This window comes from Arthrobacter sp. efr-133-TYG-104, assembly GCF_030208915.1.
Classification (GTDB): Bacteria; Actinomycetota; Actinomycetes; order Actinomycetales; family Micrococcaceae; genus Arthrobacter.
Genome location: NZ_JARVTA010000004.1, coordinates 93,155 through 106,125 on the forward strand (window position 1 = coordinate 93,155; position 12,971 = coordinate 106,125).

General features: G+C 62.1%; 14 protein-coding genes. 7 read left to right on the forward strand and 7 right to left on the reverse strand.

Going from position 1 to position 12,971, the window contains the following annotated elements:
• Positions 1-2 precede the first annotated feature (2 nt).
• Genes QRN04_RS04785 through glyA form a run of 3 tightly spaced genes read right to left on the reverse strand, consistent with a single transcriptional unit; the run spans position 3 to position 3,007 of the window.
• Positions 3-368 (reverse strand): sarcosine oxidase subunit delta, encoded by a 366-nt coding sequence (locus QRN04_RS04785; protein WP_284975016.1) that lies wholly within the window; start codon positions 366-368, stop codon positions 3-5.
• Between the two features lie 27 nt (positions 369-395).
• A complete protein-coding gene (locus QRN04_RS04790) occupies positions 396-1,616 on the reverse strand; it encodes a sarcosine oxidase subunit beta family protein (protein ID WP_284975017.1) in 1,221 nt (406 codons plus the stop codon).
• Positions 1,613-3,007: a serine hydroxymethyltransferase gene (gene glyA, locus QRN04_RS04795; RefSeq protein WP_284975018.1), complete on the reverse strand. Its 1,395-nt coding sequence runs from the start codon at positions 3,005-3,007 to the stop codon at positions 1,613-1,615. Before glyA ends, QRN04_RS04790 begins: the two co-directional genes overlap by 4 nt.
• Before the next feature lie 152 nt (positions 3,008-3,159).
• Between glyA and QRN04_RS04800 the strand changes: the two genes are divergently transcribed.
• The 4 genes from QRN04_RS04800 (at position 3,160) to QRN04_RS04815 (ending at position 7,602) form a co-directional block, all read left to right on the forward strand.
• Complete coding sequence (locus QRN04_RS04800; protein ID WP_284975019.1) at positions 3,160-3,831, forward strand: GntR family transcriptional regulator; 672 nt, start codon at positions 3,160-3,162, stop codon at positions 3,829-3,831.
• Positions 3,832-4,044: 213 nt separating this feature from the next.
• Entirely contained in the window at positions 4,045-5,400 is a 1,356-nt protein-coding gene (locus tag QRN04_RS04805) for an MFS transporter (RefSeq protein WP_284975020.1), read from the forward strand.
• 28 nt (positions 5,401-5,428) lie between these two features.
• On the forward strand, positions 5,429-6,685 hold the full coding sequence (locus tag QRN04_RS04810) for an aminopeptidase P family protein (RefSeq protein ID WP_284975021.1): 1,257 nt from the start codon (positions 5,429-5,431) through the stop codon (positions 6,683-6,685).
• A gap of 83 nt (positions 6,686-6,768) precedes the next feature.
• Positions 6,769-7,602, forward strand: a complete 834-nt coding sequence (locus tag QRN04_RS04815) for an IclR family transcriptional regulator (protein WP_284975022.1) — start codon at positions 6,769-6,771, stop codon at positions 7,600-7,602.
• Between the two features lie 105 nt (positions 7,603-7,707).
• Here the strand turns inward: QRN04_RS04815 and QRN04_RS04820 are convergent, their stop codons facing one another.
• On the reverse strand, positions 7,708-8,184 hold the full coding sequence (locus QRN04_RS04820; protein ID WP_284975023.1) for a DUF4383 domain-containing protein: 477 nt from the start codon (positions 8,182-8,184) through the stop codon (positions 7,708-7,710).
• 157 nt (positions 8,185-8,341) lie between these two features.
• On the opposite strand from QRN04_RS04820, the gene QRN04_RS04825 reads away from it, so the two are divergent.
• Positions 8,342-9,313, forward strand: a complete 972-nt coding sequence (locus QRN04_RS04825; RefSeq protein WP_284975024.1) for a hypothetical protein — start codon at positions 8,342-8,344, stop codon at positions 9,311-9,313.
• 3 nt (positions 9,314-9,316) lie between these two features.
• Here the strand turns inward: QRN04_RS04825 and QRN04_RS04830 are convergent, their stop codons facing one another.
• Positions 9,317-9,964: a LysE family translocator gene (locus QRN04_RS04830; protein ID WP_284975025.1), complete on the reverse strand. Its 648-nt coding sequence runs from the start codon at positions 9,962-9,964 to the stop codon at positions 9,317-9,319.
• Positions 9,965-10,065: 101 nt separating this feature from the next.
• On the opposite strand from QRN04_RS04830, the gene QRN04_RS04835 reads away from it, so the two are divergent.
• The gene (locus QRN04_RS04835) at positions 10,066-10,521 is read left to right on the forward strand and encodes an Lrp/AsnC family transcriptional regulator (RefSeq protein ID WP_284975026.1); all 456 of its coding nucleotides are present in this window, start codon (positions 10,066-10,068) and stop codon (positions 10,519-10,521) included.
• A gap of 6 nt (positions 10,522-10,527) precedes the next feature.
• Here the strand turns inward: QRN04_RS04835 and QRN04_RS04840 are convergent, their stop codons facing one another.
• Positions 10,528-10,986: an Lrp/AsnC family transcriptional regulator gene (locus tag QRN04_RS04840; RefSeq protein WP_284975067.1), complete on the reverse strand. Its 459-nt coding sequence runs from the start codon at positions 10,984-10,986 to the stop codon at positions 10,528-10,530.
• A gap of 402 nt (positions 10,987-11,388) precedes the next feature.
• Between QRN04_RS04840 and gluQRS the strand changes: the two genes are divergently transcribed.
• Entirely contained in the window at positions 11,389-12,276 is an 888-nt protein-coding gene (gene gluQRS, locus QRN04_RS04845; protein ID WP_284975027.1) for a tRNA glutamyl-Q(34) synthetase GluQRS, read from the forward strand.
• Positions 12,277-12,315: 39 nt separating this feature from the next.
• On the opposite strand, the gene QRN04_RS04850 is transcribed toward gluQRS, so the two are convergent.
• Complete coding sequence (locus QRN04_RS04850; protein WP_284975028.1) at positions 12,316-12,927, reverse strand: TetR/AcrR family transcriptional regulator; 612 nt, start codon at positions 12,925-12,927, stop codon at positions 12,316-12,318.
• Positions 12,928-12,971: the final 44 nt, after the last annotated feature.

Below are 12,971 nucleotides of genomic sequence, written 5' to 3' on the forward strand. Positions count from 1 at the left end.
CTCTAGACTCCTTCCGAAGAGGTGGGGGTGGTGGCGGACGAAGCCGAGGTGGCTGCACCTGGCGCGAGGCCCGGTGCGCTGGCTTGGTCGGCCGGGTAGTCGGGGCGGGGCTGACCCATTGCGTAGATGGCGTGGATGTCATAGCTCACGGTGTCGCGGAGCATGTTGAACCACTGCCTGCAACCGGTGCTGTGGACCCAACGTTCGGCGAAAGTGCCTTTGGTGTTCTCGCGGTAGAACAGGTACTCGGCCCACTCGCGGTCGCTAAGGTCGTTGGGGTTCTCCGGGTAGGCGATGTGCGCTTGGCCGCCGTAGTGGAATTCGGTTTCGTCACGCGGCCCGCAGTTGGGGCATGAGATGAGGAGCATGTCTTTCCTGTCCTGTGCTGGAGGCTGCTAGTGGGCTACGGCTGCGGCGCCGTGTTCGTCTATCAGGGCACCGGTCTCGAAGCGTTCAAGCGCAAAAGGCTTGTTGAGCTCGTGCGGAGCGCCCGTGGCAATGGTGTGCGCGAACGTCAGCCCGGCCGCCGGGGTGCCCTTGAATCCGCCGGTTCCCCAACCGCAGTTGACGAACATGTTCTCCACCGGGGTGACTCCAACGATGGGGGAAGCATCCAAGGTGGTGTCCACGATCCCGCCCCACGTCCGGAGTACGTGTGCACGGGCGAAGATCGGGAAGAGCTCAACAGCTGCCGCCATCTGCTCCTCGATCACGTGGAACGAGCCGCGCTGGCCGTAGCCGTTGTAGGAGTCGACGCCGGCACCCATCACCAGTTCGCCCTTGTGGGCTTGGGAGACATAGACGTGGACGTGGTTGGACATAACCACCGTGGGGTGGACAGGCTCGTGGAGTTCGGAGACGAGTGCCTGGAGCGGGTGGGACTGGATCGGCAACCGGAACCCGGCCATCTCCGCCAGGACCGAGCTGTGCCCGGCGGCGCAGAGGCCCACCTTTTCGGTGTTGATGGTTCCACGGCTGGTTTTGACGCCTGTGACTTTGTCGCCGTCTTTGATGAAGCCGGTGACTTCGCAGTTCTGGATGATGTCCACGCCGAGCTCATCGCACTTTCGTGCAAACGCCCAAGCCACGTGGTCATGCTTGGCGATGCCGGCACGCGGCTGGTACGTGGCGCCCATGACGGGGTAGCGGATGTTGTCGCTGGTGTTCAGGATGGGACAGAGCTCCTTGACCTGCTGCGGGTCAAGCCATTCAGCATCCACGCCGTTGAGCCTGTTGGCGCCCACGCGGCGGATGCTTTCGCGAACATCGCCTAAGGTATGCGCCAGGTTCATGACACCGCGCTGGCTGAACAGGAAGTCGTATTCGAGTTCCTCGGGGAGGATCTCCCACAACTTGAGGGCGTGCTCATAAATGGCTGCGCTCTCGTCCCAAAGGTAGTTGGACCGGATGATGGTGGTGTTGCGAGCCATGTTGCCGCCGGCGAGCCAACCCTTTTCCAGGATGGCGATATTGGTCATGCCATGGTTCTTGGCCAGGAAGTAGGCGGTGGCAAGCCCGTGCCCGCCACCGCCAACAATCACGGCGTCGTACGACTTCTTGGGGTCAGGGTTGCGCCAGAGGAAGTCCGGGTGCTCTGGGAGGTGGTCTGCACTCACTGGGCTGCTCCAATCATTTCTGCGTCCAGTTCGGTGAGGGCGCCATTGCCATTGCCATTGCCATTGCCGGTGGAAAGGTGCGGGTAAAGGGGGAACCTGTCAGCCAGGGCGGTGACACGGTTGCGGAGTTCGACGGCGGTCTCCTCAGCCAAGGTGCCGCTGACCGCTGCTTCGTCTCCTTCGGAGTTGCTTGTCGCTGCGGCGATCAACGCCGTCGCAATAATGTCGGCGACTTCCGTGAATTCCGCAGCGCCGAAGCCGCGGGCGGAGAGGGCTGGAGTGCCGATCCGCAGCCCCGAGGAGACCATCGGCGGGCGCGGATCGAACGGGACCGCGTTGCGGTTCACCGTGATGCCGATCCGGTGCAGGGCGTCTTCTGCCTGCTGTCCGTTGAGTTCGGAGTGGCGCAGGTCGGCGAGGACAAGGTGCACATCCGTTCCACCGCTGACCACGGAGATGCCGGCGGCTGCGACGTCCTCCTGCAGGAGCCGATCGGCCAGGATCTTGGCACCTTCGAGGACGCGTACCTGGCGCTCCTGGAACTCGGGCTCGGCGGCCATCTTGAACGCCACGGCTTTGGCTGCAATGACGTGTTCCAGTGGTCCGCCTTGCTGGCCCGGGAACACAGCTGAGTTGACCTTCTTGGCGATGTCGGCGTCGTTGGTCAGGATCACTCCGCCGCGCGGTCCGCCGAGTGTCTTGTGAGTGGTGCTGGTAACGATGTGGGCGTGCGGCACCGGGCTCGGGTGCAAGCCCGCAGCCACCAGGCCGGCAAAGTGGGCCATGTCCACCATCAGGTATGCCCCCACGGAGTCCGCGATGCGGCGGAATTCGGCGAAGTCGAGGTGGCGGGAGTAGGCAGACCAGCCCGCCACGATCAGTTGTGGCTTGTTCTCGACGGCGAGGCGTTCCACCTCAGCCATGTCGATGGTGTGGGTGTCTTCGCGGACGCTGTAGGGAACAACCTTGTACAGCTTTCCGGAGAAGTTGATCCGCATGCCGTGGGTCAGGTGGCCACCGTGTGCCAGGTTCAAGCCCATGATGGTGTCGCCCGGGTTGATCAGCGCGTGCATGGCGGAGGCATTGGCTTGTGCGCCCGAGTGGGGCTGCACGTTGGCGAATTCGGCTCCAAAGAGTGACTTCAGCCGGTCGATGGCCAGCTGCTCGATCACATCAACGTGTTCGCAGCCGCCGTAGTACCGCTTGCCGGGGTAGCCTTCGGCGTACTTGTTGGTCAGCACCGAGCCCTGGGCTTCCATGACTGCGGTAGGGGCAAAGTTCTCCGACGCGATCATCTCAAGCGTGCTTTGCTGCCGAACAAGTTCTTGGGCGATCGCCTGATCAACCTCCGGGTCCGCCTGTGCGAGTGGGCGGATCAGCGGTTCAACCATGGTGTTCTCCTTCGGAAGAGTGTGTAGTGGCCGACTGTTGGGCAACTGATATATTAGAACTGTTGCCATAGTATGTTGGAGATCACAGGGTCGTCAACAGGTCTACGGCAACTCGTCCAGCAGACTGGATGGTAAGGCGACGGGAGAGGCTCATGAGCGCGGCATTGGAAGCATTGCAATCAGCACCGGAAGGCACCTCCTTGGCGGAGAACGCTTACCTGCTGTTGCGCGACAGGCTCATCATGCTCGACATCAAGCCGGGTGATCCCATCAATGATGGCCAGGTTGCTGCCGAGCTCGGCATTGGGCGCACTCCTGTGCGTGAGGCGATTAAGCGTCTCGAGGGCGACCACCTTGTGGTCTCCTATCCCCGCCGCGGCACCTTTGCCACCGGCGTCGACATCACCCAGCTTGCGGAAGTCTCGGAAATCCGCGAGCTTTTGGAGCCCCTCGCTTCACGCAAAGCTGCCCGAATGGCCAGCCCCGCCATGCGTTTGGAACTCCGCTCGGTGGCCGCCGCCATCCGTGAGCTTGAAGGCCAGGATGCGTCCTCGCAGGAACTGATGCGCTACGACATCCAGGTGCACCGGCTGATCTACAAGGCCTCCGCCAATGCGCATTTGGAAGATGTCCTGATCCGTTACGACAACCTCTCTACCCGCATCTGGTGCCACATGCTCGAGAAAATGCCGTCGGTATCCGGGCACATCTCCGAGCACGCGGACCTCTTGGGCGCCATTGCCGACGGCGACGAAGACCGCGCCGCCGAGCTCGCGCTGCATCACGTGGTCAGCTTCGAGGAAACCATCCGCAGCGTGCTCTAGGACCTCACACCTGACGGAATCGCCACTCCGTCGCAACATAGTTGCTGTGTGCGCAACTCACTTGCTGGTTCCTCAGCTTCTCATCGCCCGTGCAGGGCCGCCCGCCTAAGTCCGCGAACCATTTGTGGCGAGCCCTTGACCGTGATCCACTCCACACTTAGTCTGGTGCAACAGCGTTGCGATAAATGCAACCATCTAGATTTTGGTGGACACATGAGTAATGAATCCTCTGTGGCAGCCGAACAAGGCAGCCCTTCCTCCAGCTCGAACCCGCCAACCGCCCCAAACTACAAAGTCAGCAAGGACACTCGACGGCGAGTAGTCACCGCGAGCTTCATCGGAAACTTTGTCGAATGGTTCGATTACGCGGTCTACGGTTACCTGGCTGGCGTTATTTCAACAGTCTTCTTTCCCCAATCCGACCGCCAAACCGCACTATTGGCGACGTTCGGAGTCTTCGCCGTCAGCTTCTTCGTCCGGCCGCTTGGAGGCTTCATTTGGGGCCATATCGGGGACAGGCTTGGCCGCAAGCGGGCCCTCAGCCTATCGATCGTCCTGATGTCGATAGCCACCTTCTGCGTTGCACTGATCCCCGGCTACGCAACCATCGGGGTCATGGCGCCCATCCTGCTCCTGCTGGTTCGGGTAGTCCAAGGTTTCTCCGCGGCGGGCGAATACGCAGGCGCATCGGCCTTCCTCGTGGAGTACGCGCCGGCCAATCGCCGTGGGCTCTATGCCGCCGTCGTGCCTGCAAGCACCGCAGCGGGACTGCTGCTGGGCTCTTTGTTGGCTGCCCTCCTTAGCTTGCTGCTCAGCTCGGAGCAGCTGGGCGGCTGGGGATGGCGACTGCCGTTCCTGCTGGCCGCGCCCATGGGCCTGATCGGCCGGTACATCCGGACGAAACTCGAGGACACTCCGGCCTTTCGGGAGTTGGCCGTGAAAGATCACAACGCTAAGGCGCCGGCATTGGCGATGTTCAGGACCTACCGGAAACAGCTGATTATCGCCACGGGTGCTGTGCTGCTCAATGCAGTGGGCTTCTACGTGATCCTCAGCTACATGCCCACATACGTGTCCGAAGAGCTGGGGTTCGGTGCCACGGAATCGTTCCTTGCCACCACCATTGCCTTGGCCAGCTACATCGGCTTCATCTTCTTGACGGGCATCGCTTCGGATAAGTTCGGCCGCAAACGCATGCTTCTCAGTGCATCCGTGCTCTTTATCTTGTTGACCGTTCCGGCCTTCCTGCTCTTGGACACCCGCAACTTCCTGGTGATCGTGCTCGTCCAGATCCTGCTCGGCGGCATGCTCACGCTGAATGACGGGACCTTGCCGAGTTTCCTCGCCGAACTGTTCCCCACGAAGGTCCGTTACACAGGTTTCGCGGTCAGCTTCAACCTCTCGAACGCCCTGTTCGGTGGTACCGCCCCGTTTATGGCAACCCTCCTGATTGGCATGACCCACAGCAAGCTGGCCCCCGGCTGGTACCTCGTGGCCGCCTCCATAGTTTCCCTCATCGCGGTCCTGTTCGCTTCCGAGACTTCCAAGAAGCCTCTGCAGCAGGGCTGACTACACCCACCCATTGAAAGGAATACCCATGACCATCACCCAGAACGAGGCTGTCAACGACGTCGCCAAGCTCGAACGCACCAAGGTCCTCAACAATGGCGCGAAGGTCTCATTGACCTTCTCGGAAGCCGAGTTCGAGCGCCGCCTCGCCGGCCTTCGCAGCATTATGGCCGAGAAGGAACTCGACGCCGTTATCCTCACCAGCTACCACTCCATCAAGTACTACTCCGACTTCCTCTTTACCTATTTCGGCCGCTCGTACGGGATGGTGGTCACCAAGGATGACACGGTCACCATTACCGCAAATATCGACGCCGGCATGCCCTGGCGCCGTAGCTACGGCGAGAATCTGGTCTACACGGACTGGCGCCGCGACAACTACATCCACGCAATCCAGGAAGTCCTTCGCACCCGCGGTATCAACCCGCGCCGCATCGGCGTCGAAGATGACTCGCTTCCCCTGGATAACCGGAACAAAATCCAAGCGGCCTTCTCCGGAGTGACCCTTGTGGATGTTGCACAGGCCGCCATGCGGCAGCGCATGATCAAGTCGGCCGAAGAGATTACTGTCATCAAGCACGGTGCGCGGATCGGTGGCCTGGGCGGTGAGGCCATCCGCAACGCCATCACAGCCGGAATCACCGAGTACGAGGTCGCCCTCATCGGCACCGAAGCCATGGTCCATGAGATTGCCCGCACATTCCCTGACTCCGAAATTCGCGATACTTGGGTCTGGTTCCAGTCAGGCATCAATACGGACGGGGCACACAACTGGGCCACGACGCGCAAGATCCAAGAGCACGACATCCTGTCCCTGAACTGTTTCCCCATGACCAGCGGCTACTACACGGCACTGGAGCGCACCCTGTTCTTCGGTGAGCCGGATGCCCGCTCCCTCGAACTGTGGAACATCAATGTGGAAGTCCACAAGCGCGGCCTGGAACTCATCAAGCCGGGCGCCGTCTGCAAGGACATTGCCGCCGAGCTCAACGAGATTTACGTCAGCCACGGCTTGCTGGCCAACCGCACCTTTGGCTACGGCCACTCGTTCGGTGTCCTCAGCCACTACTACGGTCGGGAAGCCGGCTTGGAACTACGCGAGGATATCGACACAGTCTTGGAGCCGGGAATGGTGGTCTCGATGGAACCGATGATCACCGTCCTGGACGGCCAGCCGGGCGCCGGGGGATACCGGGAGCACGACATCTTGGTGGTGGGCGAAGACGGTGCCGAGAACATCACCAAGTTCCCGTTCGGCCCCGAGCACAACATCATCGGAGCCTAGGTGAGGGGCCGGCGGACGCAGTGCACGGTGTCCGCTGGCCTGCGCCGGGACATCCGGCCGCTCCGGGCAAATATAGTGAACCCATGACTCCCTCGGAATCCAGCGACACTCCTGACAACGGAAACAGCAACGGTGACAGCAAGAGCACTTCCGTCATCGTCAACGCCATTGCGGTCCTGAGGAGCTTCACTGCCGATGAGCCACTCTTGGGAGTGACCGAAATTGCCGGGCGGATTGGCTTGCACAAGAGCACTGTTTCCCGCATCCTGGCCACGTTGGAGCAGGAGAACCTGGTGGAGCGCGACGTCGATTCACGCAGGTTCCGCTTGGGGCTGGGGATGATCGCGATGGCCGGCCCGCTGCTTGCCGAGCTCGAAGAGCGCCGTGTTGCCTACCCGGTGCTGCGCGAGCTGACCGAGAGAACAGGGGAGACCAGTGCACTCATGGTCTGGAACGGCAGCGAATCCATGTGCGTGGAGCAGATTCCCAGCCGCCACCAGGTCAAACACCTGGCCCCCTTGGGTGCCCGTTACAACGAGGCCTTTAGCTCATCTGTGCAGGTGTTCCTTGCGGCCGAGAACCAGGACAGGGTGCGTCAGCTGTTGCGCAGTGGTTCCATCAGCCTGCCCGGTGCGGACGACGACGCCGTCGAGTCCTACCTCGTGCGGCTGGAGGACTCGGTCGAGCGCGGTTGGGCGGTGAATTTCGGTGAAACCTCCATCGAGGAAGTGGGTGTAGCCTCACCGGTCTATGACCACAGGGGTGACATCGTGGCTTCTGTACTGATTCCGGCGCCCAAGTTCCGCGTTTCCCCGGACACACTAAAAAGCCTCGGCGAAGCCTGTGCCGAGGCTGCGGCGAAAGTCACGGGCCGCCTGGGTGGCCGCGCCCCGCGCCCGTCTCCATCCGCACACTAGTCTCCAACCGCCGTCGAGCTGGCATTTATTGGCAATCCCAATCCTTGGGACTGTCGCTAAATGCCAGCTCGACCGGAGGTGACTGATCTCTACATACGCCTCTCTCTACATGCGCCTCCGCGCGGCGGTCCCCTCCATGGCATCCCGTCCGAGCCACAAGCCAACGCCGATCATTGCAACGCCGAGGATGAGGTGCAGCCAGTTGTCCGCCGTGTTGAACGGAACGAAGTTGGCTCCCGTGTCTTGGTTGATGACCAGGCCGTAGATCCAGAGAACGAGGTAGACAGCGCCGCCGCCAATCAGGAACAGGCGGGCAATGCGATCGTTCCGAGCCATGGCCAAGCCGGCAGCGCCGAACAGCATGTGGACGATGTTGTGGAGTATGGACACTTGGAAGACTCCAAGCAGCATGGCGCCGGATTCATGCCCCGCGAAGGTCATAGCGCCGTAATTGGTGGTGATTCCCGGGATGAAGCCCAGGATGCCTACCAGCAGAAATACAATGCCGACGCCCATGGCGGTGTTGTGAAGCGTTAACCCCATCATGTGGTGGTGTTCGGTGGGATGCGAAGCGGTGGTCATCAGTCCTCCCTTTCACGCGGTTACCCGGCTCTTCTCCTTGGAGAGCCGACCTGCGGCAAGGGATGTGGCAAAACCTTGCCTACGCCGCCATAATACTCCTGAATTGCCTGCAATAGCAGGGGTTCGGCCGCAGTTCGACGGCGGCTAGCATGGGTTCATGAGCCAAGTACCCAACGGCCGTACGCACTCGGTGTTCCACGATACCCGTGACCTCACGCCCTTCCGCGAAGGGTATGTCCGCACTCCTGTCCGCGGCTTGGCTGACGGCGTGGGCGGGATGTTGTCCGGCGTCCTCAGCGGGCGCGATGGCGCGAGGCTTTCAGTCCTCGGCACGGTTCCCCGGCCCCGGATGATGGCTTCCAGGCCGGCCAAGGCAATGCACGATGCCGTTTTCAGCGCCACCGAGCCGGAGCGCCTGATTGCCTTGGGCCGGATGTACCCGGGGTGGGCCGGGCTGTGCCACATCATGGCGGGCCTGCTGGCCTACAAGCAAGGCAGTTACTTGCGCGCGTCCGAACTGCTCCGGCGAGGACTGACAACAAGGATCGACGACGACGCCAGCCAGTTCTCGGCGGCCTACCTGGGCCAGGTGGTCACCCGGGTTGAGGTGGCCGAACGCATCGAGGTGCCTGTCTTCTTCAGCGAGGAATCCGTGTTCCTGGCGCTGTCCCACTGCCTCCGCGAGATGGGTTTGACGGAGTCCGCCCTGGAAGCCGTGGTGGGCCTGCCGCCGTCGTTGCCGTCGGCCTTGGCGCGCTGCACGGCGGCGTATTCGCTGGGACGGTACGGGGACGTGGTGGTGTGGACCGAGGGCTTGCTGAATACGGACGACCTCTCCGCGGCCTTGCTGCTCATCCGGGCGCGGGCCCAGCGGACGAGGGGCGATCTTGAGGGTGCCCAATCGGCACTCAAGGAAGTTTTGCGGCGTCGGAAGACCAGCTTGGCCTTGCGCAACGACGCTATTACCGACCGCGCACTCCTTGCTTTGGACCAAGGCCGGCGCACTTTGACTCCCTGGTCCAAGCGGCAGTTACCGCCGGCGGAACTCGAAACAGTGGACGTGATCCGCAAGGACGCTGAGATGCGCCGTCTATGGGAGAGCGACTTCAGGGAACTGGGTGGGCAATAACCCCTAGGTGCTTGCCAAGGGAATGAGGGGGAGGAGCTGTTCGGCCAGCAACACTGCACCCAGCCCCATCATGATGATGCCGCTGGACAGGGTAACCACGCGTGCCGCGCCCGGCCGTGAAGCCAGCAGCTTGCGCGACGTCATGGCCACGCCGGTGTAAACCAAGCCGGCAAGAATGACGAACGTCAGGCCCAGAAGCCCCGATTGCACCGGAACGGGAAGGGAGGCCTCGGGGCTGACGAACTGCGGCACCAAGGCCACGAAGAACAGTAGTCCTTTGGGGTTGACGCCGCTGGTGCCCATGCCCTGGAAGAAGGTGCGGACGTGGTTGTGGGACTGCACGACGCCGGCTTCTGCACTGAAGGTGGCACCCCGCCAGCCGCGCACGGTGGTGAAGCCAAGCCACAGCAAGTAGGCCGCTCCGGCTATGGTCAGCCAACCGAGGAGCCCGGGAACCCCGGCGAGCAACGCGGCCAGCCCTGCAGCCATGAGCAGCGTGTGGATGAGGTACCCGCTGCAAAGGCCCGCGACCGCAGGAACAAAACTCCGCTGGCGGAGCCCGGCCGAAATGGAATAGGCCCAGTCGACGCCGGGTGTGCAGGCCAGGGTGACCGCCACCAGCATGAAGGCGAGGAACAACTGCGGGTTCACGATCTCTCCAAGAGTAGTTGGTAGCAAAACTCTAGAAGAAAGAGCCCGATAAGTGTTCACTGATTTAGCCCAATTACCGGCCGCATGAGTAAGATTATTGCGTGATTGACGGTATTGATAAAAGTATTTTGCGTCACCTTAAAGAAGACGGCCGAATGACCGCTACGGCACTGGCCTCGAAGGTGGGTTTGACGGTGGCGCCCTGCCATCGCAGGCTCCGGGACCTCGAGTCCTCGGGGGTGATCCGGGGCTACCGCGCGGAGATTGATCCCGCTGCCGTGGGCCTGGGCTTCGAAGCGATAGTCTTCGTCACCCTCCGGCAGGTGGACCGGGGAACCATGGCCGCTTTCGAAGCTCGAGTGACCGCAAGTCCCAACATCGTGGAAGCGCAGAGGTTGTTCGGTTCGCCGGATTACCTGCTGAAGGTGATTGCTGCGGACCTTCCCGCATACCAGCGGTTTTACGACGACGAGCTCGCGGCTCTACCCGCCGTCGAGCGCCTTACTTCAACGTTGGTGATGAAGAATCTCAAGACCAACATCGGCCCCCCGGTCTAGGGGAGGCTATTCCCCAAGCAGGCCGGTGGTTCGGTAGGGAATCACTTCCCTGAGGAACATGCTGGTGGAAGTGCGTACGATCCCGGGGCATAACCGGATCTCTTCCGAGACGCGGTAGAGATCATCAGGGCTCTTGGCAACCACCCTGATGATGAGGTCGGTGTCCCCGGCAGGCGCGTGGCATTCGAGCACTTCCGGTATCTTGCGGAGGGCCGCGATGGCCTCGTCCAGGTGGCTCTGGTCGAGTTCGGCGCTGACCGCTGCAGCAACTCCGCGGCCCAGCGCCGAGGGTAGTACGCGGCTGCTGTTCAACCGAAGAGCTCCCGATCCCGCCATGCGCTCCAGTCGTGATTGGACCGTGCCCCGAGCCAAGTGCAGTTTCTGCGCCAGGACCATGATCGGTACCCGTGGGTCCTCGTCCAATGCCGCGAGAATACGGCGGTCCGTGGAGTCGAGTTCCTGCAAAGTGACCACTTCCTGTCTGCTGGATGTTCTTGGGATGGTCAGATTGACCAATAATATGCCAGCCCGTTGCGCCAACTGTATGTCTCCTGCTGAAATAGTGGCAACGAAGCAGGGCAAGGCTACCGCCGGATCCTGCAGGCAGCAGGGACGTGGCACACCACCCGCAAACCTGTACGGATTCCCGCAAGGAGACCGCCGCTGATTGACTCTTGTTCACAGCATCGTCATTCTGCATCTCGCCCGTCGTGGGGCGGACACCTCAAGAGCCCCTGAGCCACCGGATCGTTGCGGTCGCTGAGGGGCTCTTGTGTTTTCCGGTCCCTGCCATCCGGGCCTGCCAACCTCCCCTGCCATCCGGGCCGCAGCTCCGATCTTGCAACTGAGGCCACATAGGCTAGGTTCATGACTTCCGCAGGCCGATTTGCCCCGAGCCCTTCCGGGGAACTCCATGTGGGGAACCTGCGCACGGCGATGTTGGCTTGGCTCTTCGCCAAGTCCACTGGCCGGAACTTCCTCGTCCGTGTTGAGGACCTGGATCGGGCGCGCTCCGGGGCCGAGGCCGGGCAGCTACGTGATCTCCAGGCCGTGGGCGTTAGTTGGGACGCCGCCGTCGTCCGCCAAACGGAAAGAACCGCTTTATACCAAGACGCCATTGCGCACCTTGCGGCCGATGGCCGCACGTACGAGTGCTTTTGCACCCGCAAGGAAATCCAGGAAGCGCCGTCCGCCCCGCACGCACCCCTGGGGGCCTATCCGGGGACGTGTCGGCGGCTAACCAAGGCCGAACGTGAGATCAGGCGAGCCTCGCGTCCGGCCTCCATCCGCTTACGTTCCGACGTCACAGAGTGGGCTGTTGAGGACAGGTTGCAGGGCCGCTACGTCGGCGTGGTGGACGACTTCGTGCTGCGTCGGAATGACGGGGTGACGGCCTACAATCTCGCCGTTGTTGTGGACGACGCCGCACAAGGGATCGACCAGGTGGTGCGCGGCGAGGATCTTCTTCCGTCCACACCCCGGCAGGCGTACCTGGCGAACCTGCTCGGCCTACCCATCCCGGAATTTGCCCATGTTCCCTTGGTGGTCAACCACGACGGCGCGAGGCTGGCGAAGCGGGACGGCGCGGTGACGCTGGCGGATCTTGCCGCCGTCGGACTTTCCGCAGAGCGTGTGCGGGACCTGATCCTGGAGTCGTTGGGGTTGCCACCGGGCCCGCTGCCATCAGCACTAGGGGAGTTCACGCCGGATCTGTTGCCTCAGCAAGCATGGGTATGGAAAACGCCGGTCAGCTGAGTTGCTGGCCGGCTGTGTCAGCGAGCCCCCGACCCGAAATCAGCCAAGCTGGGCTGCTGTAACCCCCGCGGCCATGCCGGACCATAAAGTGTCCGTGGTGGCTCGGACGATGTCCGACACGTCCATCCCGTCAAGATGCTTACCGGCCGCCAGGAGGGCGGCGCCGTGCAGGCTCACGAAACAGACCTTCGCCAGGGTATCGGGATCTCCCGGAGCTAACGCCCCTGCCTCTTGGGCCTCGGCGATGAGGGCTCGGGCCATCTCGATACTCTGCTCCCCGGTGGTGCGAAGCTCGGTGCTGGAACCGGGATGGTGCTTGGTGGAATACATGACGTTGACGAGGGCCGGATGGGCCACCGCGTAGTCCACGTAAACCTTCGCGACGCTGAGGAAGCGATCTCGCAGATCCTCGCCTGAGGTAGATGCTTCAGATAACAGGTGATTCATGGAGCGAAATCCGGCCAGCGCCATGGCGTCGATCAATGTTTGCTTATCCCGGAAGTGCTTTGCCGGGGCACCATGGCTAACGCTCATGTCCCGCGCCAACTGCCGGAGGGATAGCCCCTCCAGTCCGGCTTCTTCGATGGTTTCCATGGCTCGCTCAAGGAGTGCCTCGCGCAGCTTGCCGTGGTGGTAGGGCTGGTCGGTCATGTATCAAGCCTAAAGCAATGTTGGCATTGACAACAAAGTAGTCG

Excerpts from the sequence above, each read along its gene's own strand:
- QRN04_RS04785 (WP_284975016.1), bottom strand. The coding sequence starts at position 368 with ATGCTCCTCATCTCATGCCCCAACTGCGGGCCGCGTGACGAAACCGAA.
- glyA (WP_284975018.1), bottom strand. The coding sequence starts at position 3,007 with ATGGTTGAACCGCTGATCCGCCCACTCGCACAGGCGGACCCGGAGGTT.
- QRN04_RS04800 (WP_284975019.1), top strand. The coding sequence starts at position 3,160 with ATGAGCGCGGCATTGGAAGCATTGCAATCAGCACCGGAAGGCACCTCC.
- QRN04_RS04805 (WP_284975020.1), top strand. The coding sequence starts at position 4,045 with ATGAGTAATGAATCCTCTGTGGCAGCCGAACAAGGCAGCCCTTCCTCC.
- QRN04_RS04810 (WP_284975021.1), top strand. The coding sequence starts at position 5,429 with ATGACCATCACCCAGAACGAGGCTGTCAACGACGTCGCCAAGCTCGAA.
- QRN04_RS04815 (WP_284975022.1), top strand. The coding sequence starts at position 6,769 with ATGACTCCCTCGGAATCCAGCGACACTCCTGACAACGGAAACAGCAAC.
- QRN04_RS04820 (WP_284975023.1), bottom strand. The coding sequence starts at position 8,184 with ATGACCACCGCTTCGCATCCCACCGAACACCACCACATGATGGGGTTA.
- QRN04_RS04825 (WP_284975024.1), top strand. The coding sequence starts at position 8,342 with ATGAGCCAAGTACCCAACGGCCGTACGCACTCGGTGTTCCACGATACC.
- gluQRS (WP_284975027.1), top strand. The coding sequence starts at position 11,389 with ATGACTTCCGCAGGCCGATTTGCCCCGAGCCCTTCCGGGGAACTCCAT.
- QRN04_RS04850 (WP_284975028.1), bottom strand. The coding sequence starts at position 12,927 with ATGACCGACCAGCCCTACCACCACGGCAAGCTGCGCGAGGCACTCCTT.